General features: G+C 69.2%; 20 protein-coding genes and 1 pseudogene. 8 read left to right on the plus strand and 13 right to left on the minus strand.

Features of this window, described 5'->3' with window-relative positions; genetic code table 11:
- Positions 1 to 917: 917 nt before the first annotated feature.
- Positions 918 to 1,247: pseudogene (gene greB / locus RA210_RS14915) on the plus strand (transcription elongation factor GreB); the annotation flags it as partial.
- Positions 1,248 to 1,250: 3 nt separating this feature from the next.
- Here the strand turns inward: greB and RA210_RS14920 are convergent.
- Positions 1,251 to 2,630 carry a transglycosylase SLT domain-containing protein gene (locus RA210_RS14920; protein ID WP_236574762.1) on the minus strand — a complete coding sequence of 460 codons (1,380 nt, stop codon included), beginning with the start codon at positions 2,628 to 2,630 and terminating at the stop codon, positions 1,251 to 1,253.
- Positions 2,631 to 2,729: 99 nt separating this feature from the next.
- On the opposite strand from RA210_RS14920, the gene RA210_RS14925 reads away from it, so the two are divergent.
- Complete coding sequence (locus tag RA210_RS14925) at positions 2,730 to 3,533, plus strand: TatD family hydrolase (protein WP_201487071.1); 804 nt, start codon at positions 2,730 to 2,732, stop codon at positions 3,531 to 3,533.
- A 9-nt stretch (positions 3,534 to 3,542) separates the two neighbouring features.
- Here the strand turns inward: RA210_RS14925 and RA210_RS14930 are convergent, their stop codons facing one another.
- From RA210_RS14930 to RA210_RS14945, 4 genes are read right to left on the minus strand one after another with little or no spacing between them, the layout of a single operon-like run.
- The gene (locus tag RA210_RS14930) at positions 3,543 to 4,304 is read right to left on the minus strand and encodes a CHAD domain-containing protein (protein WP_136490373.1); all 762 of its coding nucleotides are present in this window, start codon (positions 4,302 to 4,304) and stop codon (positions 3,543 to 3,545) included.
- Entirely contained in the window at positions 4,301 to 6,397 is a 2,097-nt protein-coding gene (locus RA210_RS14935; RefSeq protein ID WP_201487073.1) for a transglutaminase TgpA family protein, read from the minus strand. Before RA210_RS14935 ends, RA210_RS14930 begins: the two co-directional genes overlap by 4 nt.
- Positions 6,394 to 7,374 (minus strand): DUF58 domain-containing protein, encoded by a 981-nt coding sequence (locus RA210_RS14940; protein WP_136490371.1) that lies wholly within the window; start codon positions 7,372 to 7,374, stop codon positions 6,394 to 6,396. The genes RA210_RS14935 and RA210_RS14940 overlap by 4 nt, the downstream gene beginning before the upstream one ends.
- Positions 7,374 to 8,291, minus strand: a complete 918-nt coding sequence (locus tag RA210_RS14945) for an AAA family ATPase (RefSeq protein ID WP_136490370.1) — start codon at positions 8,289 to 8,291, stop codon at positions 7,374 to 7,376. Before RA210_RS14945 ends, RA210_RS14940 begins: the two co-directional genes overlap by 1 nt.
- Before the next feature lie 404 nt (positions 8,292 to 8,695).
- Between RA210_RS14945 and RA210_RS14950 the strand changes: the two genes are divergently transcribed.
- A complete protein-coding gene (locus RA210_RS14950; RefSeq protein WP_201487075.1) occupies positions 8,696 to 9,460 on the plus strand; it encodes a 4-hydroxy-tetrahydrodipicolinate reductase in 765 nt (254 codons plus the stop codon).
- A gap of 68 nt (positions 9,461 to 9,528) precedes the next feature.
- Positions 9,529 to 12,213, plus strand: coding sequence for an HAD-IC family P-type ATPase (locus tag RA210_RS14955; RefSeq protein ID WP_201487076.1), 2,685 nt, complete (start codon positions 9,529 to 9,531; stop codon positions 12,211 to 12,213).
- Positions 12,214 to 12,250: 37 nt separating this feature from the next.
- Here the strand turns inward: RA210_RS14955 and RA210_RS14960 are convergent, their stop codons facing one another.
- The 4 genes from RA210_RS14960 to RA210_RS14975 form a co-directional block, all read right to left on the minus strand.
- Complete coding sequence (locus tag RA210_RS14960) at positions 12,251 to 13,039, minus strand: transglutaminase family protein (RefSeq protein WP_201487078.1); 789 nt, start codon at positions 13,037 to 13,039, stop codon at positions 12,251 to 12,253.
- Complete coding sequence (locus RA210_RS14965; protein WP_136490366.1) at positions 13,036 to 13,980, minus strand: alpha-E domain-containing protein; 945 nt, start codon at positions 13,978 to 13,980, stop codon at positions 13,036 to 13,038. The genes RA210_RS14960 and RA210_RS14965 overlap by 4 nt, the downstream gene beginning before the upstream one ends.
- Before the next feature lie 13 nt (positions 13,981 to 13,993).
- Positions 13,994 to 15,430, minus strand: a complete 1,437-nt coding sequence (locus RA210_RS14970; protein ID WP_136490365.1) for a circularly permuted type 2 ATP-grasp protein — start codon at positions 15,428 to 15,430, stop codon at positions 13,994 to 13,996.
- 261 nt (positions 15,431 to 15,691) lie between these two features.
- Positions 15,692 to 16,030: a ribonuclease E inhibitor RraB gene (locus RA210_RS14975; RefSeq protein ID WP_136490364.1), complete on the minus strand. Its 339-nt coding sequence runs from the start codon at positions 16,028 to 16,030 to the stop codon at positions 15,692 to 15,694.
- A gap of 741 nt (positions 16,031 to 16,771) precedes the next feature.
- Here RA210_RS14975 and RA210_RS14980 point away from each other — a divergent pair.
- The 4 genes from RA210_RS14980 to RA210_RS14995 all read left to right on the plus strand — a co-directional run bounded on the left by RA210_RS14980 (position 16,772) and on the right by RA210_RS14995 (position 19,503).
- Positions 16,772 to 17,392 (plus strand): DUF922 domain-containing protein, encoded by a 621-nt coding sequence (locus RA210_RS14980; protein ID WP_201487080.1) that lies wholly within the window; start codon positions 16,772 to 16,774, stop codon positions 17,390 to 17,392.
- Between the two features lie 123 nt (positions 17,393 to 17,515).
- Positions 17,516 to 17,998 (plus strand): GNAT family N-acetyltransferase, encoded by a 483-nt coding sequence (locus RA210_RS14985; RefSeq protein ID WP_201487104.1) that lies wholly within the window; start codon positions 17,516 to 17,518, stop codon positions 17,996 to 17,998.
- Positions 17,999 to 18,040: 42 nt separating this feature from the next.
- Positions 18,041 to 19,105, plus strand: a complete 1,065-nt coding sequence (locus RA210_RS14990; protein ID WP_201487082.1) for an NAD(P)H-dependent flavin oxidoreductase — start codon at positions 18,041 to 18,043, stop codon at positions 19,103 to 19,105.
- 179 nt (positions 19,106 to 19,284) lie between these two features.
- Positions 19,285 to 19,503 (plus strand): DUF1059 domain-containing protein, encoded by a 219-nt coding sequence (locus RA210_RS14995; RefSeq protein WP_136490361.1) that lies wholly within the window; start codon positions 19,285 to 19,287, stop codon positions 19,501 to 19,503.
- Positions 19,504 to 19,657: 154 nt separating this feature from the next.
- Here the strand turns inward: RA210_RS14995 and speE are convergent, their stop codons facing one another.
- The 4 genes from speE to RA210_RS15015 all read right to left on the minus strand — a co-directional run bounded on the left by speE (position 19,658) and on the right by RA210_RS15015 (position 22,544).
- A complete protein-coding gene (speE, locus tag RA210_RS15000) occupies positions 19,658 to 20,518 on the minus strand; it encodes a polyamine aminopropyltransferase (RefSeq protein ID WP_136490360.1) in 861 nt (286 codons plus the stop codon).
- A 146-nt stretch (positions 20,519 to 20,664) separates the two neighbouring features.
- Positions 20,665 to 21,348, minus strand: a complete 684-nt coding sequence (gene mtnC / locus RA210_RS15005) for an acireductone synthase (RefSeq protein ID WP_201487084.1) — start codon at positions 21,346 to 21,348, stop codon at positions 20,665 to 20,667.
- A 2-nt stretch (positions 21,349 to 21,350) separates the two neighbouring features.
- Positions 21,351 to 21,896, minus strand: coding sequence for a 1,2-dihydroxy-3-keto-5-methylthiopentene dioxygenase (locus RA210_RS15010; RefSeq protein WP_201487086.1), 546 nt, complete (start codon positions 21,894 to 21,896; stop codon positions 21,351 to 21,353).
- 27 nt (positions 21,897 to 21,923) lie between these two features.
- Entirely contained in the window at positions 21,924 to 22,544 is a 621-nt protein-coding gene (locus RA210_RS15015; protein ID WP_201487088.1) for a methylthioribulose 1-phosphate dehydratase, read from the minus strand.
- Positions 22,545 to 22,554: the final 10 nt, after the last annotated feature.

Raw genomic sequence — 22,554 nt, forward strand, 5'->3', positions numbered from 1 at the left:
TGTTCGGGGGAAACCAGATCGGCGATCAACTCCCGCGGCGTCTGGGAGTTCGTAGCGCTTTGCCATGCGGGCCTCCAGCCTGTCATGGCGCCAATTCTACCCGTTCAGACTTTTCGTACAGAACCTAAGAAGCAATGGCAATAGAGCCCTTGCACCGCACTTTGCCTCATCTGAACGACTTACCGGAGCATATGCGTGCCCCATCCCCCATCTGAAACTCAGCACCTTGGCTTGCTGCTCAGTACGACATGGCATCATGTAGACTGCCCAGCAGTTAAGTGGGCGAAAGTTAAAATTTGAACCAGCTGAAATCGACACACCGATAGCAGTGAGTTCCGCTTGAAGCAGGAAATACCGCGCATGTCATAGGCGATCAATCGTGTCACCAAGTACACGCATGTCGCGTTCTTTGATGCTGCGACAAAACGGAACAGAGCGGCATTTCTCTATGAGGTGGTGACGGCATCCCCGCCGGTACACCACTCGCATACTCCTCACGTGCATCGGTGTTGGGTTCACATAGCAGACACGGTATCGAAGCGGCCTGACCAATCTTTTTAGTCGCACAGTTTTGAACGCGTCGACCAAGAGCACGTCATCGAACACGCTCACAAAGCCCTGTCACCCGTGGACCAACGGACAGGCCGAGCGCATGAAGAGAACCGTGAACGAGGCCACCATCAAATCGTTCCATTACCCGTGTTTTGATGCGCTGGAGACTCATGTGATGACCATTGTCACGACATGCAAACTTGCCAAGCAACTGAGGGCTCTACGGTAGCGTACCCCGCTCAAAACGATCAGGGATGCCCGGAATCGAGCACCGGACCGTTTCGAGCTTGGCCCGCACAACCGCTCCCCAGGGCTATACGCCTAGGGCCCCACAGAAAATAGTACATCTTCAGCAGGGGTTCTAATACACCTACGGCAAGAAGATGCTGCGCGAGATCGACAGCCGCGTGCGCTTCCTGCGCAAGCGCCTGGAGAACCTCAAGGTGGTCGACCAGCGTCCGGCCGACCCGGGCAGGGTCTACTTCGGCGCCTGGGTGACTCTCGAGGACGAGGACGGCGAGACCGCACGCTACCGCATCGTCGGCCCCGACGAGCTCGACCTGCGGCAGAACCTGATCAGCATCGACTCGCCGCTGGCCCGCGCCCTGGTCGGCAAGGGCCTCGACGCCGAGGTGACGGTGCACACGCCGACCGGCGAGCGCACCTGGTACGTGGTGGAGATCGACTATCCCTGAGCCTCAGGGCTCCAGTCGATAACGCTCGCGGCTGTAGGCCAGGTGGTACTTGTTGACGCTGGCGACGTAGCTGACCACACCCATGCCCAGACGCTCGGCGGCCACGCGCTCGACCTGGAAGAACCACTGGTTGGGATTGAGGCCCCGCCGCCGGGCCTCGGCGCGCAGGCTCTGCACCCGCTGCGGGCCGAGGTTGTAGGCGGCCAGGGTGAAGGCCAGGCGCTCGCGCTCGTTGAGCTGGGCGCCGGCGAAGTAGCGGCGGCGCAGCATCGCCAGATAGCGAGCGCCCGCCTGCACGTTGCCGTCGAGGCTGGCGATGTTGCCCACGCCGACGCTGCGCGCGGTGGCCGGGGTGATCTGCAGCAGGCCGCTGGCGCCACCGGCACCGCGCGCGCGCGGATTCAGGGTCGACTCCTTGTAGGCCAGCGCCGCCAGCAGCAGCCAGTCCAGCGACTGCGCCTGGGCATGGCGCATCAGGGTCGGGCGCACCCGCGCCAGGCGCTGGCGCTCGGTACGCCCGAGTGGCTGGTGCACCTTGTAGGAGCGCCGGTAGACGCGCTGGAAGGTCGCGTCCTGGTCGGCCGGCGCGCGGTAGTCGCGCAGGAAACGATCGATGCTGGCGCGCAGGTTGGGCGCCTGGCGGTGCACGTACCAGCTCAGTTCGCCCCTGCCCAGCACCAGGTGGCGGTCGATGCGCAGCTTGGGCAGCACCTTGGCCCAGCGTTCGGCAATCGGCAGCTCCACCGCGGTCATCGGCAGGATGCCGGCGTGCACCATCTCCAGAACGTCTTCCACCGCCAGGGTGGGGTCCTGCCAGTCGGCGACGATCGGCGTCTTCAGCCCACCGTTGAGCTTCTGCAAGGCCTCGCGGACGGCGCTGCCGGCCGGCAGCGCCAGACTGCGCCCGGCGAGCTGCTCGACCCGCTGGTAGCGGCGGTTGCCCTGGCGCGACACCACTACCAGCGCCACCTCGCGCCGGGTCGGCGCACTGGCGCGCACCGCCATGCCGGGGCGCGGCGCCAGCAGCTCACCGGGCGCCACCAGGTCGCCCTCGCCGCGCAGCAGCGCCGCCAGCAGTTGCTCCTTGGGCAGCGGGATCAGCTTCAGGCGCACCTCGCGCCCGTCGCGGGCTCCGCGGTTGAGGTACTGCTCGAAGGCGCGCAGGCGTCGGTACTCGACGCCGATCGGCTCGCCGCGCACCTCGCCGGAACTGTGCCGGCTCTGGTTGACCAGCACGCGCAGCTGCCCGCTGGCACGCACGGCCGCCAGGTCGCGGGCCGTCGCGCCCGCCTCCCAGCGCTCCGGCGGGCCGGCCAGACGTGCACTGGCGCCCGGTGGCCACAGCGCCAGCAGGATCATCAGCAGCGCCAGGCAGGCGGCCAGGCGGCTGCCGGCAACGTCCGTCTTGCGGTTAAATAGGCTGTTTTTCGTCAATCTCGAATTCCCTTCGGGGGCATTCGGCCAGGATACGGGGCCTGCACCATGCAACTGATCGACATCGGCGTCAATCTGACCCACGCCTCATTCGCCCGCGAGCGCGAGGCGTTCCTGCAGCGCGCGCAGGCTGCCGGGGTGTGCCAGATGGTGCTCACCGGGACCTCGCCGGAGGACAGCGAGGCCGCCCTGGCGCTGTGCCGCGAGTTCGACCCCGAGGGACGGCGGCTGTTCTGCACCGCCGGTCTGCACCCGCACGAAGCCAGCCAGTGGAGCGCCGACAGCGCCCGCCGCCTGCGCGACCTGCTGGGCGAGGCGCCGGTGCGCGCGGTGGGGGAATGCGGGCTGGACTTCAACCGCGACTTCTCGCCGCGCCCCGCACAGGAGCGGGCGCTGGAGGAGCAGCTGGCGCTGGCCTGCGAGCTGGGCAGGCCGGTGTTCCTGCACGAGCGCGAGGCCAGCGAGCGCCTGCTGGCGATCCTGCGTCACTACCGCGACCGTCTGCCGGCGGCGGTGGTGCACTGCTTCACCGGCGAGAAACGCGCACTCTATGCCTATCTCGACCTCGACCTGCACATCGGCATCACCGGCTGGATCTGCGACGAACGCCGCGGCACCCACCTGCACGAACTGGTGCGCGAGATCCCCTCCGACCGCCTGATGCTGGAGAGCGATGCCCCCTACCTGCTGCCGCGCACCCTGCGCCCGCGACCGAAGCACGGCCACAACGAGCCGGCGTTCCTGGTCGCGGTGCTCGAGGAAGTGGCCCGCCATCGCGGCGAGACGCCCGAGCAGCTGGCAGCACGCAGCACCGCCTGTGCACGTGCCTTCTTCGGCCTGCCGCAGCTCTGAGCGCCGGGCTCAGATGCCGCGTACCAGGCGCTGCTGCAACTGCAGCAGCGCCGCGTCGGACTCCACCTCGGCCGCTGCCAGCTCGCGCTGCCAGTGGGCGAGGCAGGGCCGCAGATCCTCTTCCGCCTCGGCGCGCCGGCACCACTGCAGGCGGTCGTGCCAGTCGCCCAGCGCCGCCTGCGCGGCCTTGAGCGCATCGACCGGCACCGCCAGCTGCTGCGGCCAGGCCTCGGCGGCATAGCGCACGCGCTTGACCAGCAGGCGCAGGCGATGACGGTCGTGGGCCGGATCGAGCAGGGCGATCTGCAGACGCTGGCGCTGGCGCAGCAGGCGGCGGTGGACCTTCTTCTGCCCGCGCCTGAGCAGCCCTTCGCGGTCGGCCTCGCGCAGCAGCCCCGGCCACTGCCCGAGGGCGTGCTGCAGATGGCTCAGCGCCGGTGCGGCGAGCAGGCGCGGATAGCCCCTGGCGAGCGCCCGGCGCCGGCGCTCGGCCGCCGCCACCTGGCCGGTCCGCTCCAACTCGGCGGCCAGCACCTCCAGATCGCGCAGCGGGCTGCTGAGACGCCCGACCTCGGCGCTGACCGCCTCCAGAGTCTCGACGCCCGGCAGGCCACGCAGCGGGCGCAGCAGGCTGCGCAGCCGGCGCACGACGATCCGCAGGTCGTGCAGCGCCTCGCTGTCGGTGCACGCCGCCAGCCGCGCCCCGGTAGCCACAAGCGCCACGTCGAGGGCAATGAAGCGCGCGATCAGCCGATTGACCTGGGCCGTCATGGACTTTCCTCCCGCAGCAATTGAGCGCTCTCAGATGGGCGAGCATAGCAGTTGTCCGGCGGCTGCCCGCCCGCGCCGTCCAGGGGGCGCAGCGGCGCATCCCGCCAGAGATGCGGCAGCCTGCGGCGCAGCCGGCGCAGGGCGCGACGCAGGGCCCCGGGGTCGGGGCTGGCGTCGGCATAGCGCTGCTGGGCGAAACGGCGGGCGAAGGCGTGGATTTCCTCGGCCTGGGCGGGCAGCGCCCGGGCGGCGCGTTCGGCGAAGGCCAGCGGCCCCTCCCCCGCCTGGCGACGCAGGCCGTGGCGCGCCAGCAGGCGCTCGAAGCGCTGGTAGAGACGCAGCAGGGGATCGTGCTCGCGTTGCCACGGCTTGAGCAGCAACAACGCCAGGGCGCCCAGCAGCAGCGCCGCACTGGCGACCAGCAGCAGGCCCAGACGGCGGCCATCGACCTGGCCGAACCAGTCCCTGAGCAGCGCCAGCTGCGCCTCGCCCTGGTAACCGAGCACCTGACGCTGCCAGGCGTAGTTGAGGCTGTCCCACGACAGGCGCAGGCTGTTGAGCCATTCGACGTGGCGGTAGCGCAGCGGCGACAGTGCCGTGCCGGCGCGGAAGGCATCCTCGGCAGGCAGCGCCTGCTCCAGGCCCTGCTCGATGCGCTCGGGCGCGACCTGGAAGGTGGGATCGACACTCACCCAGCCGCGTCCGGGCAGCCAGTACTCGACCCAGGCGTGGGCGTCGAACTGGCGCACCATCACGTAGTTGCCGTCCGGGTTGTACTCGCCGCCCTGGTAGCCGGCCACCACCCGCGCCGGGACGCCGGCGGCGCGCAGCACGAAGGTCATCGCCCCGGCGTAGTGGGCGCAGAAGCCGCGCCGGCTGTCGAACAGGAAGTGGTCCACCGTGTCGGCACCGGCCAGCGGCGGCTTGAGGGTGTAGAAGAAGCGTTCGCGGGCGAAGTGGGCCAGCAGCGCGTCCACCAGCGCCTGTGGCTGCGCATGTCGCTGGCGCAGCTGCGCCGCCCAGCGCCGCGCCCGCGGATTGCCGTCCTCCGGCAGCTGCAGGGCGACACCGAGGCGCGGGCTGGCCTGCGGCTCGCGCAGCGCCTGCGGCCAGGAGGTCACCCGGTACAGCAGGTTCTGCTCCACCGGGCGGCGGCGCTGCAGGCGGAAGTCGCCCATCAGGCGGGTCTGCTCCAGCTCGGTGCGCGCGGTGTCGAGGGCGAACAGCCAGGACTGGCCGCTCGCCTGCATGACGATGCTGTAGGACAGCGACGGTCCCTCGGCGCGCCAGGCCGGCTCGGCGCGCGGCGGCTCGGGCAGCTGCGACCAGCGCCGGCCGTCGAAGTGCTCGAAGGTCAGCGCGCGCCAGTACAGCTCGCTGCGCGGCGGCGGCGAGCCGTCGAAACTGGCGCGGAAGGCCAGCTCGGAGGACTGGCTGAGTTCGGCGATGTCGCCCGGCGTCATGCTCTCGGCCAGTCCGCGGCCGCCGCCCTCGCCCGCCATCGGCACCGACCACAGCGGCCCCAGACGCGGGAACAGCACGAACAGCACCAGCATCAGCGGCACCGCCTGCAGCAGCAGGCTGGCGGCCAGGCGCAGGGTCGGCCAGGGTTTCTCGCCCAGGCCGCTGTGCTGCAGGCCGATCAGCGCAGCCAGCAGCGCGATGACCGGCAGCAGGCTGTACAGCGCCGCCGGCAGGCTGTCGTCGAACAGGTAGCTGGTCAGCACCACGAAGAAGCCGAGGAACACCAGCACCAGGGCGTCGCGGCGGGTCTTCAGCTCCACCAGCTTGAGCAGGAAGGTGGACACCAGCAGCGCCACCCCGGCGTCCAGGCCGATCAGCGAACCGCGCGAGGCATACACGCCGACGGCCGCCGCCAGCAGCATGAAGCCCTTGGTCAGCGCACCCGGATAGGTGGTGCGCATGCGGAACACCTGGATGCGCCAGGTGGCGCACACCAGCCACAGGCCGGCGATCCACACCGGCAGGTGGCCCAGGTGCGGCAGGATCACCAGGGCCTGGGCCACCAGCAGCCAGAGCAGGCTGACGCGCGGAATCGCCGGGGAGGCCTTGCGGGCGCGCCACCAGCTCATGGCCGCGCCTCCCCCGGCCGTGCCGGCTGGCCGAACAGCGCCAGCTCGCGCAGGCACAGCTCGCGCTGCGCGGCGCCACTGGCCGGCGCCAGGCTCACCCCGGGCAGGCGCAGGCCGAAGGGCGCGTCATGGCGGGCCAGTTGCACCACCCAGTGGCAGAGCAGCGACAGGCGCGTCTCGCGGTCGCCGCCCAGGCTGTCGAAGTCCAGCCACAGGTCGTGGCCGTGCTGCTCGGCGAACTCCTTGACCAGCAGGCCCTGGCCGCGCGACCAGGCCTTCCAGTGCAGGCGCCGGCGCGAGTCGCCGCTCTGCCAGGGGCGCAGGCCCTCGAAGTCGTCGACACCGCTGCGCTGCGCCGTCGTGCCCGGCTCCTCGTCGTCCTCGCCGGCGCCGCCGGCTGGCGGCAGTTCGCCGGGCAACGGACGCGGATAGACCAGCGCCGTCAGATCGAGGTCGACCCAGCTCCAGGCCACCAGCAAGCCGAGGGGAAAGCGGCTTTCCACCCGCAGGCGCGGCGCACGCAGCCAGCCGCGGCGCTCGGCGAGCCGGAACAGCTCCAGTTCGACGCTGCCGTCAGGTTCGACGTCCACCTGCTGCAGGGGCGCGGGCGGCCAGCCGAGAGCGATGCCGCGGTGGGCGCGGCCGCTGCTCTGCAGGCGCAGGCGGAAACCGGCCTGCTCGCCGGCGAACACCGGCGGCGCCTCGCCGGCGCTCAGCTGCAGGCCGGCGAGGTTGCGCCAGGTATGCAGGATGGTGACCAGCCCCACCGACAGCAGCAGGAAGGTCAGCCCGTAGGCCAGGCTGTTCTGGTAGTTGATCGCCGCCAGCAGCATCAGCAGCAGCGCCACGGCGAACACCAGGCCCTGGGTCGTGGGCAGGATGAAGATGCGCCGCTGATCCAGGCGCACCTCGCGGGCCGGCGGGATGCGCCGCTCCAGCCAGTGGTCGAGGCGCCGGGCGAACAGGCGGGCCGGCATCAGAGCGGCGTCACTTCACGCAGCAGCCACTGCACCAGGGCGCCGCCGCCATGCCCGGCCGGATCGGCGGCGTCGCGCAGGCGGTGGCCGGCCACCGCCGGCAGCACCGCCTGCACGTCCTCGGGGATCACGTAGTCGCGTCCGGCCAGCATGGCCCAGGCGCGCGCCGCGGCGAGCAGCGCCAGGCTGCCGCGCGGCGACAGGCCGAGGGCGAAGGCCGGCTGGCTGCGGGTCGCCTCGACCAGGCGCAGCACGTAGTCGATCACCGCCTCGCTGGCGTGGATGCCCGGCACCTCGGCCTGGATGCGCGCCAGCGCGGCGTGGTCGAGGACCGGCTCCAGCCGAGGCAGCAGGTCGCGGCGCGCCTCGCCCAGCAGCAGGGCCTTCTCGGCGGCGCGCGCCGGATAGCCGAGCGACACGCGCATCAGGAAGCGGTCGAGCTGCGATTCGGGCAGGGCGAAGGTGCCGCCCTGGCTCACCGGGTTCTGCGTGGCGATGACGAAGAACGGCTCGGGCAGCGGCCGGGTGGCGCCCTCGATGGTCACCTGGCGCTCCTCCATGGCCTCGAGCAGCGCGCTCTGGCTCTTCGGCGTGGCGCGGTTGATCTCGTCGGCCAGCACCAGCTCGGCGAAGATCGGTCCCGGATGGAAGGTGAACTGCCCGGTTTCGCGGTTGAACACCGAAGTGCCGAGGATGTCGCCGGGCAGCAGGTCGGAGGTGAACTGGATGCGCTGGTAACTGAGGCCCAGAACCCGGGCCAGCGCGTGGCTCAGGGTGGTCTTGCCCATCCCCGGCAGGTCCTCCAGCAGCAGGTGGCCACGGGCCAGCAGACAGGCCAGAGCCAGGCGCACCTGCCGATCCTTGCCGAGCAGCACCTGATTGACCGCAGCCAGGCAGCTTTCCAGTTGGGTGCGCATGCGCGTTCTCCCTTCGCGTAAAGCCTTGATCGTACTGGGCATATGCCGCGAGGCAAAGCGCCGCGACGGAGAATTGCCAGACCGTGCACGCCCCCGGCGCCGTGCCGGTGCAGCCAACCCGGCGGCGGGGCTGAGCGGGCGGCAATGCCCCCGATTTCATTGCGGGATATTACAGCACCGCAAACCGCTTGAACCGGGGGCTGCAGGGCGCTGTCCCGCTTTCGTCACATGCCGCGGGCAGGCTCGGAGCGCCCCCATGCGTGGACCGGACGCGCCGCCCTGGGTTAAGGTCGGGCCGCGGTTCGTCCGCCTCGACGGCCGCACAGGGCATTGAACGCGCAGTTATTTTCCCCGGGAGAAGGCGTATTCGGACAACAACAACCAGACACTCGAGGATGTGGAAATTGAAGGTTGGCTTGATTGGTTTCGGGCGTACGGGCAAGTCCGTCGCCTCCGTGCTGCTGCACAGCAGCGACACCACCCTGGAGTGGGTGATCCGCGGTTCGGCGAATCCGGAGAGACGCTCCGCCGCACAGTACCTGGACATCGACACCGACAACCCGGCGATGATCTTCGGCCATGACGAGATCGCCATGCGCGATCTGCTCGACCGCCAGCCAGTCGACGTGATCATCGACTTCTCCGGCCACGACGGCCTCGACCTCTATGCAGAAGAGGCGCGCGCACGCGGCATCGCGGTGATCAGCGCCATATCCCAGTACCCCGAGGAGCGCGTCACGCAGCTGCGCACGCTGGGCGAACACACCCGCGTGCTGTGGTCGCCGAACATCACCCTCGGCATCAATTTCCTGATCCTCGCGGCGAAGATCCTCAAGCAGATCGCCCCCGAGGCCGACATCGAGATCATCGAGGAGCACTTCGCCGCCAAGCCGGAGACCTCCGGCACCGCCAGGGTGATCGCCGAGACCCTCGACAAGTCGGCCGAGGACATCAAGTCGATCCGCGCCGGCGGCATCGTCGGCCGTCACGAGATCCTCTTCGGCTTCCCCTATCAGACCGTGCGCCTGAGCCACGAGTCGATCGCCCGCGAGGCCTTCGGCAACGGCGTGCTGTTCGCCGCCCGCAACCTGCTCAGCCGCGAACGCGGCTTCTACAGCATGCAGGACCTGCTGGAGCCCTATGTCCGCGAGCAGGTCGCCAACGGCTGAAGCACGTACAATCCAGAGGTAGCGGCCCCCGGTCGCGTCACCCGGGCGGCGAGCACAAGGAGACGGTCATGCCGGCAACGCCACAGGACTGGCACGCGCAGAGCCCCGAGCAGTGCCTGCAGCAGCTGGACAGCCGCAGCAGCGGCCTGAGCGCCGCGGAAGCCGCCAGGCGCCTGGCCGCGCACGGCCCCAACCGCCTGCCGGAAGTGCGCGGCCCGGGCTGGCTGCAACGCCTGCTGCGCCAGTTCCACAACCTGCTGATCTACGTGCTGCTGGGCTCCGCCGTGCTGGTGGGCCTGCTCGGCGAGTGGCTGGACTGCCTGGTGATCGTCGGCGTGGTGCTGATCAACGCCCTGGTCGGCTTCATCCAGGAGGGCAAGGCGGAACAGGCCATGCGCTCGATCCGCCAGTTGCTCACCCTCGACAGCCGCACCCGCCGCGGTGGCCTGAGCGCCCTGCTGCCGGCCGAGCAGCTGGTGCCCGGCGACATCGTCCTGCTCGAGGCCGGCGACCGCGTGCCGGCCGACCTGCGCCTGCTCGAGTGCCGCGACCTGCGCATCGACGAGGCGATGCTCACCGGCGAATCGCTGCCGGCCAGCAAGCAGGTGGCCGCGGTCGAGGCCGCCGCCAGTCTCGGCGACCGCAGCTGCCTGGCCTTCTCCGGCACCCTGGTCAGCGCCGGCAACGGTTGCGGCGTGGTGGTGGCCACCGGCGGCGACACCGAGCTCGGCCACATCAGCCACCTGCTCGGCAGCGTGGAGAGCCTGCGTACCCCGCTGCTCGACGACATGCAGCGCTTCGCCCGCCAGCTCACCCTGATCATCCTGCTGCTCGCCGGCTTCACCTTCCTCGTCGGCGTGTTCCTGCGCGGCTACTCCGGCGACGAGATGCTGATGGCCGCCGTGGGCCTGGCGGTGGCGGCGATTCCCGAGGGCCTGCCGGCGGTGCTGACCATCGTCCTCGCCCTCGGCGTGCAGCGCATGGCCCGCCAGCGGGCGATCGTCCGCCGCCTGCCGGCGGTGGAGAGCCTCGGTGCGGTGACGGTGATCTGCTCGGACAAGACCGGCACCCTGACCCGCAACGAGATGACCGTGCAGCAGGTGTTCACCGCCGCGCACAGCTACGCCATCCAGGGCGTCGGCTACGAACCCAGCGGCAACCTCACCCGCGAGGGGCTGGTCATCGAACCGCACCAGGCGCCCGACCTGCTGGAGCTGGCCCGCGCCGGCCTGCTGGCCAACGGCGCCAGCCTGCACCAGGGCAGCGAGGGCTGGCACATCAGCGGCGATCCCACCGAGGCCGCACTGCTGACCCTCGCCGGCAAGCTCGGCCTCAGTGACGGCGCGGAACTGGCGCGCCTGCCGCGGGTCGACGCCATTCCCTTCAGCCCCGAACTGCGCTGCACCGCCAGCCTGCACCACGACCATGCCGGCCACGGGCTGATCTACCTGTTCGGCGCACCGGAGCGGCTGCTCGAGCTGTGCAACCGCCAGTGGCACGACGGCAGCGCCGAACCGCTCGACCCGCGGGCCTGGCATGCCCGCATCGAGCAGGGCGCCGCCCACGGCCTGCGCATGATCGGTCTGGCCATGCGCCCGCTGGCGGCGCCGCGGAGCGAGCTGGACTACGCCGACCTGCAAGGCGACTTCATCCTCCTCGGCCTGGTCGGCATGCTCGACCCGCCGCGTGCCGAGGCCATCGCCGCCATCGCCGAGTGCCGCAGCGCGGGCATCGCGGTGAAGATGATCACCGGCGACCATGCCGCGACCGCCGCGGCCATCGCCTCGCGCCTGGGGCTGGCCGACGGCCCGCCGCTGACCGGCGCCGAACTGGACCGCATGGACGATGCCGAACTGGACGCGCGCCTGGCCGGAACGGCGGTATTCGCCCGCACCAGCCCGGCGCACAAGCTGCGCCTGGTCGAACGCCTGCAGGCGCGCGGCGCGCGGGTGGCGATGACCGGCGACGGGGTCAACGATGCGCCGGCGCTCAAGCGCGCCGACATCGGCATCGCCATGGGCATCAAGGGTACCGAGGCGGCCAAGGAGGCCGCGCAGATGGTGCTGGCCGACGACAACTTCGCCACCCTCGCCCACGCGGTGGCCGAAGGGCGCACGGTCTACGACAACCTGAAGAAGTCGATCCTGTTCATCCTGCCCACCAACGGCGGCCAGTCGCTGGTGCTGCTGGCCGCCATCGCCCTCGGCCTGACCCTGCCGATCACCCCGCTGCAGATCCTCTGGGTCAACATGGTCACCGCCGTGACCCTGGCGATGGCGCTGGCCTTCGAGCCGCCCGAGGGCGACCTGATGCGCCGCCCGCCGCGCGATCCGGCAGCCTCGCTGCTGTCCGGCCACATGCTGTGGCGCCTGCTGCTGGTCGGCGCGCTGCTGACCGCGGCCAGCCTGGGGCTGTTCCTGCATGCCCAGCAGCTCGGCCTGCCGCTGGAGCTGAGCCGCACCCTGGCGGTCAACGCCCTGGTGGCCGGCGAGATCGGCTACCTGTTCTGCGCGCGCCGGCTGAACGCCCCGGCCGCCTTCGGCGTGCGCGACAATCCGATGGTCTGGGTCATGGTTCTGCTGGTGGCGGCGCTGCAGCTGGCATTCAGTTGCTGGCCGCCGCTGCAGGCGCTGTTCGGCACCGCCAGTCCGGATGCCCGCGGCTGGGCCCTGGTGATCGCCGCCGGGTTGGCGGTGATGCTGCTGGTGGAGATGGAGAAGTGGCTGCTCGGCCGCTGGCGCCGGCGACGCTGAGCGAGGGGGCGGCTCCGCCGAGGAGCCGCCGCGGGGTTCACTGGTTCTGCAGCAGCTCGACGCGCAGCCGCGCGTGCATCTGCTCCTGGCCGCCACCCCGGCACATGCCGCGCACCGGGCAGGCGTCGAGGTAGTCGAGGCCGACCGCCAGCTTGATGTGGCGCTCGGGTCGCGCCAGGCGGTGGGTGACGTCGAAGCTGTACCAGGCGCCGTCGAGCCAGGCCTCGGCCCAGGCGTGGCTGGCCAGGTGGCGACTGTCGGCGGTGCACAGGTAGCCGGACACGTAGCGGGCCGGAATGCCCAGGCTGCGCGCGCAGGCGAGGAACACGTGGGTGTGGTCCTGGCACACGCCGGCGCCGAGGGCGAAGGCCTGTGCCGCGCTGGTCTCCACGCCGGTGGCGCCCGGGGTGAACGGCATGCGCTGGTACAGCGCCTCCATCAGTGCGATCAGCGCCGCGCGGTCGCGGCGCGCCCCACAGCATTGGCGGGCAAAGTCGCGCAGCACGGCGTCGGCCGCGGTCAGCCGGGTGCTGCGCAGGTAGGGGAGCGGCGAGGCGGCGTCCGCCTCGCTGTCGCAGCGCTCGTCGATCTCCACGTGGCCGTGGGCGCCGATGACGATGGCCTGGTGCGGACCGTCGAGGGTCAGCACATGGAGGATGTTGCCGTTACCGTCGCGCTGGATGTTGGCCGCCCGCGGCAGCTCCAGCTGCCAGTCGAGCACGCGCTGGCGCGCGCTGTCCTGGGGCGTGAGGCGCAGGTACTGGACGCTGGCGCGCACCGGATCGGCGTAGCGATAGGTGGTGTCGTGGTGGATGGCGAGCCTCATACAGCCTCCAGGTAAGCACTGTGGATGGCGTTGCCCAGCTGGCGGACCAGCAGGATGTAGTCGTGGATCCACGCCTTGAGGCCTTCCTCGAGCACCTCCTCGATGCCGGTGAAGCGCAGGCGCGCCTCCAGTTCGGCGGCCATGCGCTGGGCCGGACGGCCGTTGGTGCCGGGAACCTCGCCGAGGATCTGGCTGAGGGCGGCGATGCAGCTGCGCAGCGAGCGCGGCACTTCGGCACGCAGCAGCAGCAGCTCGGCGACCTGGGCCTGCTTGGGCGAGCCGCGATAGAGGGCGGCGTGCGCCTCGTAGGCGGACAGCGCGCGCAGCAGGGCGCTCCACTGGTAGTAGTCGCGTGCGGTGGACGGGCAGGACGGCGCATCGCCCATCAGCTGGTTGCGCGCATCGAGCAGGCGCAGGGTGTTGTCGGCACGCTCGAGGTAGGTGCCCAGACGGATGAAGCGCCAGGCGTTGCCGCGCATCAGGGTCCCTTCGGTGGCCCCGCGGAACAGGTGCGAGCGCTCCTTGACCCACTCGCAGAACTGGCTGGCGCTGAAGTTGGCCGGCGACTGGCCGGCGATGTGGCGCATCTCCAGCCAGGTGGCGTTGATGTTCTCCCAGATGTCCGCGGTGATCCGCCCGCGCACCGCGTGGGCGTTGGTGCGCGCCGCGCGCAGGCAGCTGTAGAGGCTGGCCGGGTTGTCGGCGTCGAGGGCGAAGAAGTGCAGGATGCGCTCGGCATCCAGCTCGCCATGGCGCTCGAGGTAGGCGTCCAGGGTGCCGGTGATCAGCAGCGGCATGGCCAGCTCTTCCAGGCCGTCGCCACGGCCGCCCTGCGGCATCAGCGACAGCGAATGGCTGACATCCAGCATCCGCGCCATGTTTTCCGCGCGCTCCAGATAGCGCGACATCCAGTACAGATCGGCAGCAGTACGACTCAGCATGACTTTCCTCGCCTCAGACTTCGCGGGATTCGGTGGCGGTCGGCTCCTCGACCACCCAGGTGTCCTTGGTGCCGCCGCCCTGCGACGAGTTCACCACCAGGGAGCCCTCGCGCAGGGCCACGCGGGTCAGGCCGCCGGGCACCAGGCGCACCTGCTGGCCGGACAGCACGAACGGGCGCAGGTCGATATGGCGCGGGGCGATGCCGCTGTCGACGAAGGTCGGACAGGTCGACAGGCTGAGGGTCGGCTGGGCGATGTAGGCCGCCGGGTTGGCCTTGAGGCGGGCACGGAAGGCCTCGATCTCGGCCTGGCTGGCGGCCGGGCCGACCAGCATGCCGTAGCCGCCGGAGCCCTGGGTTTCCTTGACCACCAGTTGCTCGAGGTTGGCCAGCACGTGGGACAGCTCGGCCGGCTTGCGGCACTGCCAGGTCGGCACGTTGGCGAGGATCGGCTCCTCGTCCAGATAGAAGCGGATCATCTCCGGCACGTAGGGATAGATCGACTTGTCGTCGGCCACGCCGGTGCCGATGGCGTTGGCCAGCACCACGTTGCCGCTGCGATAGGCCGCCAGCAGGCCGGGCACGCCGAGCATGGAGTCGGGATTGAAGGCCAGCGGATCGAGGAAGGCGTCGTCGATGCGCCGGTAGATCACGTCCACCGGCTGCGGACCGCCGGTGGTGCGCATGAACACGCGTTCGTCGCGCACGAACAGGTCGGCGCCCTCGACCAGTTCGACGCCCATCTCGCGGGCGAGGAAGGCGTGCTCGAAATAGGCGCTGTTGTAGCGGCCGGGGGTGAGCACCACAACGCTGGGGTTGTCGACCAGGCTGGAACTCTTAAGGGTGTCCAGCAGCAGGTTCGGATAGTGGTTGACCGGGGCGATGCGCTGGCCGGCGAACAGCTCGGGGAACAGGCGCATCATCATCTTGCGGTTTTCCAGCATGTAGGAAACGCCGCTGGGGGTGCGCAGATTGTCTTCCAGCACGTAGTAGGTGCCGTCGCCGTCGCGCACCAGATCCACCCCGGCGATGTGCGCGTAGAGGTTGTGCGGCAGGTCGAGGCCCTGCATGGCCATCTGGTAGCCTTCGTTGGCCAGCACCTGCTCGGCGGGGATGATCCCGGCCTTGACGATGCGCTGGTCGTGGTAGAGGTCGGTGAGGAACATGTTCAGCGCACGCACGCGCTGGATGCAGCCGCGCTCGACCTGCTGCCACTCGCGGGCCGGGATGCTGCGGGGGATGGTATCGAAGGGGATCAGGCGCTCGGTGCCCTGCTCGTCGCCGTAAAGGGTGAAGGTGATGCCGGCACGGTGGAATAGCAGATCGGCCTCTCGTCGGCGCCGTTCCAGTTGCTCGGCCGGCGTGGCCGCCAGCCAGCGGGCAAAGGCCTGATAGTGCGCCCGGCAATCGCCCTGGGCGTCATACATCTCGTCGTACGTGCTGCGAACCATGCTCGCGGGCTCCCTGTTGTGCCACGTGACACGTACCCTGCAAGGGCCGCGCCAATTTTATAATTCCTTGTAAATCAAGAGCTTGGCGTTAATCGCTGCAGGCTGTGCTCCAAAAGGCAGCAGGCGCTTTCCATGCTCTCGGTGTCGGCGCTTCAAAAGGAGGCAGCCTCGTCGCCTCGCTGCACCAACCGTGATCGTATGAATAATTAACCCCCTTGCAGCAGCGGCTGCAAGGGGCGTCGGGTGAACGCACGCAGCCGCTCAGCGTGGCGGCTCCCCCACTTCCTGGGTGACGCCCCAGCCGTCCAGCACGCCCCCCAGGGGTGCCACCAGCACCTGCAGGACATGCTCGAAATCGTCGATGCCGGCATGGGTGGCATACATCACCTTGCTCACCTGCAGGTGCCAGGCGCCATCGCGCTCGACGACCTGGGCGTTCAGCGATTCGCCGCGAAAACTGCTGGCGGCCTGTCTTGCCCGTTCCTCGTCGGGAAAGATTGCATAGAACTCGATCGGATGAGCTCGGGCAAAGTCGAAGCCGCCCTCCTTCATCCGGCGCAAAACGGTGCTGCTGATATCGTGTGGAGCGATCGTAGCCATTGCCCGCACTCCTCGATTGTTCATCACCAGGAGAAAATCCACAGCCAATCCAGACTAGCCCCAAACCCCGCCGGCTGCATAGCCATCCTGCCAAATCCTGCGCTGCACGCCATGCCTCCCACCCCACCCGGCCGTTACCGGGCGACAGCGTCCACCACAGGGATGCACCGCACAACGAATACCGACATTTCCCATTTAAGCCGCTATCGAACGCCGATATTCAAACGCTCATTCGGGCACATCCGAATACGACAGAAAAGCATCTCGCCGAAGCGCCAGAAAACCGCAATTGCGGCAGGCAGTAAACTGCCAAAAACCCGCAGCGACATGCCGCAAGCGCAGTATCCGGACGCCGCGCAGCCGATTGCCAGGATCCGGACAGGCGCACGGCAGCGGCCTCCAGCCGCACGCTCGGCAGCACGGACAGGCGCGCAAGGCTCTCGCGACACAGGCCCGGCGGCACAGGGCATCCACGGTGGCCGTCGGGAATCCCGGGGCGTCATTCAAATTGCTGCCGCCAGATCTTCGACTGACCACCCACTCCAAATAAACGGACCATCCCGAAATTTCGTAATTTCATATATCCGGCAAATAGCGGCAATTTCCCCCTTTGCTAGCTTCAAGACTGCAGACACAAGAAACCAGCCAGCCAAGTTGATCCAACCGATGTTTCTTGCGCAAGGAAAACTGCTGCCGACGGGAGGGAACTTATCTATCTGAAACCTGCTGAGAATACTCAACATGCATACCCTGCATTGCACCAGTGCATGTCGGGAGCACAAGGATTCGGTTGCTCGTCAGTCCCTCATCATCTTCGCCCTGTCGCTCGCCCTCCTCGCCGGCGATGCCTTCGCCGAGGTCAGCGAAAGCCTCAGCTACACCGACTACAGGGTCGAGGCCAACGGCAGGCAGTCGCTGTCCAAGCTGCTCGCCAACAGCTCGCCGATCCGCCACAAGGGCAAGACCTTCCATGCCTACACTACCTGGCGAATCAGCTGGCAATACCGCTGGGACAAGGACACCGACGGGGCCTGCAGGATCGCCCGGGTCTCCACCACCCTGGATACCACCATCCAGCTGCCGCGCCTCGACAACGCCAGCGCCCGCCAGCAGGAACAGTTCCAGCGCTACCTGGTCGCGCTGAGGCAGCACGAACTGGGTCACCACCACTACGGCCGACAGGCCGCCCAGGAGGTCGACCGTCAGTTGCAAGCGATGCCGGCGATGCCCGACTGCACGCGCCTGATCGCTGCCGCCAACCGGCTGGCCCATCACATCGTCGAGCGTTACAAGGACGAGGAGCGCACCTACGACCTGGTCACCGTGCATGGCCGCACGCAGGGCGCGCGCCTGGACTACTGAGCCACGGGCAGAGCGCGCGTCGATCTGGGATAATGCCGGCGCCGTGGTGTGATTGCGCTCGCCACGGCGCCCTCCCCGATCCACCGTGTCCCCGATTGCCCCATGACCTTCCGACTGCGCCCGCTGGGCGAACCCGACATTGCCGCCGTACTGGCCATCCAGGCCGAGTCCTATGCCGAAGCGCTGCTGGAAAGCGCCGAGATCATCCGCCAGCGCCTGGCGAGCTTCCCCGAGCTGGCCTGGGGCGCCGAGGATGCCGAAGGCGTGTGCGCCTACCTGTTCGGCTATCGCTCGCGCGCCGGCAAGGTGACGCCGCTGGACGGCGTCTTCGCCGAGCCCGAGGCATCCGACTGCCTGTACCTGCACGACCTGGCGGTGAGCCGCCGCGCGGCCGGGCGCGGCATAGGCCCCGCGCTGGTGCAGCGCCTGCTGGAACACGGCCGCGCCAGCCGCCTGAAATATTCCGCGCTGGTTTCGGTACAGGACTCCCAGGCGTTCTGGAGCCGCCTGGGCTATGCGACCACCCGCGAGCTGGAGCGCAGCCAGCAGCGCAACCTCGACTCCTACGGCGTGCCGGCGGTGTATATGGTCAGGCCGCTGCATTGAGGGCAGACTGGGGCCCCGTTCCAGTGCAGGAAGCCCCGCGCGATGCCCTCCATCGACAACGCCCTCACCACCCTCGTCGGCGTCCGCCATCCGCTGATCCAGGCGCCCATGGCCGGCGGCGCCACCACCCCGGAGCTGGTCGCCGCGGTCAGCAACGCCGGTGCGCTGGGCTCCTTCGCCGCCGCCACCCTGGCGCCGGCGGCGATCCGCGAAGGCGTAGCGCGGGTGCGCCAGCTCACCGACCGGCCGTTCAACGTCAACCTGTTCATCCTCGACGAGCTGGCGCCCAGCGACGCCGAAGTCGCCGCCGCCCAGGCGCGCCTCGATCCGCTGCGCGCCGAACTGGGCCTGCCGCCCGGCGGCCGGCCGGCGCGCTTCTGCGAGGACAACCGCGCGCAGATCGAGACCCTGCTGGAGCTGGCGCCGCCGCTGGTCAGCTTCACCTTCGGCATCCTCGACGCCGCCAGCGTGGCGCGCTTCCACGCCGCCGGCAGCCTGGTGATGGGCACCGCCACCACGGTGGCCGAGGCGCGCGCCTGGCAGGCGGTCGGCGCCGACCTGGTGTGCGCCCAGGGCTGCGAGGCCGGCGGACACCGCGGCAGCTTCCTCGGCGACCCGCAGCAGTCGTGCATCGGCCTGATGGCCCTGCTGCCGCAGGTGGCGGCGGCGGTCGACATCCCGGTGGTGGCGGCCGGCGGCCTGATGGACGGCCGCGGCATCGCCGCCAGCCTGCTGCTCGGCGCCCAGGCCGCGCAGCTCGGCACCGCCTTCCTGTGCTGCCCGGAGTCGGGCATTCCGTCCATCTGGAAAGAGGCGATCCTCGCCGCCGGCGACGACAGCACGCGACTGACCCGCGCCTTCTCCGGGCGCCTTGCGCGCGGCATCGCCAACGAGTTCATGCACCGCTTCGCCGCCGAGGAACAACAGGTGCCGGCCTACCCGGTGCAGAACGCGCTGACCGGCGACATCCGCCAGGCGGCGCTGCGCCAGGGGCGCAGCGAATACCTGTCGCTGTGGGCCGGCCAGGGCGCGGCTAGGGCGCGCCGCCTGCCGGCCGCCGAACTGGTGCAGGCGCTGATGGCCGAGCTGGCCGCCTGCCAGCCCTGAGCAGGCGACCGCTCGGCGGAAAACCCGCGCCGATCCCTGGCGGTCCCGGTGGGCGACCTATACTCAAATCAGAGCCGGATGATTCTGGACCCAACAACAACAAGGCCGGAATTGCCGACTCCAGGCCCTGCTCCCGAAAGGGAACAGGTGTCAGCCCTAGCAATCTGGAGGGCGCCATCATGTCCAGGTACTACATCGATTGCCGGAGTCATCCGGGCGACGTGAAGTGCACAGTGGCACTGGCTGCCGACACCAGGGAAGAACTGCTGGAAGCCGTTGTCGAGCACGGCCGCACCGTGCACGGTTACGCAGACACGCCGGAGTTCCGCAACCAGATCATGCAGGGGATGAAAGAAGGTACGCCACCTCTGGAGGCTGAAACGGCCAAGGCGGCGTGACCATCGGCCCACCGGGAAGCCAGCCGTCTCCCGGGCCTGAACCCTCGGCAATGCGAGGCATGGCCAACGCACAGTCAGCAAGCGACGGCAGCAACCCGTCCGGAAACGAGAAGGGGCCCTGATCGGGCCCCTTCTCTTTTGTCGCGTCCGGACGTCAGTCGTTGCTCGGCTTGTGGATCGCTTGCAGCACGTACTGCGGCAGGGCGAAGGCGCCCTGATGGATGTCGGCGTTGTAGTAGCGGGTGACGATGCCGCTGCCGGCGAAACGCTGGCGCAGGGTTTCCAGCGACAGCTTGCGGTACTCGGGGTTGGTGCTGCCCCAGGCGAAGGTCATCGAGCCGCCGATGTAGGTCGGCACCGCGGCCATGTAGAAGTGCCAGTCGGCGAACAGGCCGTGCATGCGCCCGGCGGTGGTCTGCACTTCGGACAGCTGCATGAACGGCGTGCCGTTCTGGGTGACCAGGATGCCGCCGTCGTTCAGGCAGCGGCGGCAGGCCTGGTAGAAGTTCTCCGAGAACAGCACCTCGCCCGGACCGATCGGGTCGGTGGAGTCGGAGATGATCACGTCGAACTTCTCCTCGGTGGTGGCGACGAAGCGCATGCCGTCGTCGATCACCAGGTTCAGGCGCGGATCGTCGAAGGCGCCCTTGGAGTGGTTGGGCAGGAACTGCTTGCACATGTCGACCACGGTGCCGTCGATCTCGACCATGGTGATGTGCTCGACGCTGGCGTGCTTGGCCACCTCGCGCAGCATGCCGCCGTCGCCGCCGCCGATGATCAGCACGCGCCGGGCCAGGCCGTGGGCGAGGATCGGCACGTGGGTGAGCATCTCGTGGTAGATGAACTCGTCGGCCTCGGTGGTCTGGATCACGCCGTCCAGCGCCATCACCCGACCCATGCGTGCGTTCTCGAAGATCACCAGATGCTGATGCTCGGTGCGCACTTCATGCAGCATGCGGTCGATCTGGAAGCGCTGGCCGTAGCCCTCGTAGAGTGTCTCGATGTAGTCGCTCATCCGCGTGTTCCTTGTAACCTGTTGAAGACAAAAGAAATTCTAGCCGGAAACGGCCGCTCCGGAAGCTGCCGCCACTGGCTTGAGTGTGGCCTTGCGGCATGACCGCCGCGTGGCAGGCGGCCCGTGCGCCGGGCCGCCTGACGGCTTCAGAAGCGCGCCGGCTCGATGGCGGCGAAGCTCGCCACGGTCGGGTGACCGGCCAGCTCGCCGCCGTCGCGGGCCAGGCCGCAGGTGGCCATGCCGGCTTCGTGGGCGGCGTCCAGCTCCTGCACCACGTCGGAGAGGAACAGGATCTCGCCGGCCGGCTGGCCGATGGCGGCGGCGATGCGCGCGTAGGACGCCGCCTCGCGCTTGCCGCCGCTGGTGGTGTCGAAGTAGCCGGAGAACAGCGGGGTCAGGTCGCCCGCCTCGGAACAGCCGAAGATCAGCCGCTGCGCCTGGATCGAGCCGGAGGAATACACGTACAGGGCGTAGCCTTCGGCATGCCACTGGCGCAACGCCTCCACCGCATCCGGGTAGACGTGGCCCTTGAGCTGGCCGGCGCGGTAGCCCTGCTCCCAGACCATGCCCTGCAGGGCCTTGAGCGGAGTGGCCTTGCGGTCGGCGGCGATCCACTCGAGGAGGATGGCGATGACCCGCTCGACGTCGGCGTCGGCCTCGCCGCTCTCGGCGCGCACGGCCTCCAGCTGCGCGGCCACCGCCGGCTCCCCGGCGTGCTGACGAACGAAGTCCGGCAGGTGCTTCACGGCGAACGGGAACAGCACGTCGAAGACGAAGCTGACCGCGCTGGTGGTGCCCTCGATGTCGGTGAGGATGGTCTTGATCGGCACCGTCAGTCCTCCAGCCCCGGGAAGGATTTGGCGATGGCATCGCCGGTGAACTTCGCCACCCAGCCCTCGGGATTGTTGAACAGGCGGATGGCCACGAAGTGCGGCTCCTCGCCCATGTCGAACCAGTGCCTGGTGCCGGCCGGCACCGCGATCAGGTCGTTCTTCTCGCACAGCACCGCGTAGACGTACTCGCCGATGTGCAGGGTGAACAGGCCGCGGCCGGCGACGAAGAAGCGCACCTCGTCCTCGCCGTGGGTGTGTTCGTCGAGGAACTTGGCGCGCAGCTCGGCCTTCTGCGGATGGCTGCGGTCCAGGCTGATCACGTCGACGGTGACGTAGCCCTGTTCGCTCATCAGCTTCTCGATCTCGTGGTGGTAGGCGGCGATCACCTCGACCTGGCTGGCGCCGGGAGCGATGGGCGCACTGGCCTGCCAGCGCTCGAAGCGCACGCCGACCTCGGCCAGGGTGGCGGCGATGTCCTCGGCGTGGGTCAGCACCTTGTCCGGGTGGTTGGGGGTGGACTCGTGGTAGACGCTCAGGCGGCTCATGGGCGGTTCCTTGTTGAATCGGCTCGTTCAGCGACCCAGCACCTGGCGGGTCTTCAGTTCGCATTCGAAGAGGAATTCGAAGGCCTCGATCTGGCGCAGCGCATCGCTCATCTGCGGGCCCCAAGTGTAAAGGCCGTGGCCGCGGATCAGGTAGCCCACGCAGTCCGGATGCGTATCCAGCCATTGCTGGACCTTGCCGGCCAGACGGGCTATGTCCTGGTCGTTGTCGAAGATCGGCACCAGCACCTGGCCCTCGTGGGTGGTCACCCCGGCGAAGGCCTTCTGCAGCTCGTAGTCTTCCAGCAGCAGCTGGTCGCCCGCGGTCAGGCGCGACAGCACGGTGGCGTTGACCGAATGGGTGTGCAGCACCGCGCCGATGTCGGCGCGCCAGGCGTACAGCTGGGTGTGCAGCAGGGTCTCGGCCGAGGGCTTCTTGCCCGGCTCCAGGCTGTTGCCGGCCAGGTCGGTGGCCAGCACGTCGTTCTCGGTCAGCTGGCCCTTGTGCTTGCCGGACACGGTGAGCAGCGCCCGGTCGGCCGACAGGCGCGCCGAGTAGTTGCTGCTGGTGGCCGGCGACCAGCCGCGGCCGTAGAGGAAGCGGCCGGCCTCGATGATCTGCCGGGTGAGGATTTCGCGCTTGTCGGTCATCGGGGAGTCT

Source organism: Pseudomonas sp. OF001 (genome assembly GCF_904426495.1).
In the GTDB taxonomy this organism is placed as follows: Bacteria; Pseudomonadota; Gammaproteobacteria; order Pseudomonadales; family Pseudomonadaceae; genus Geopseudomonas.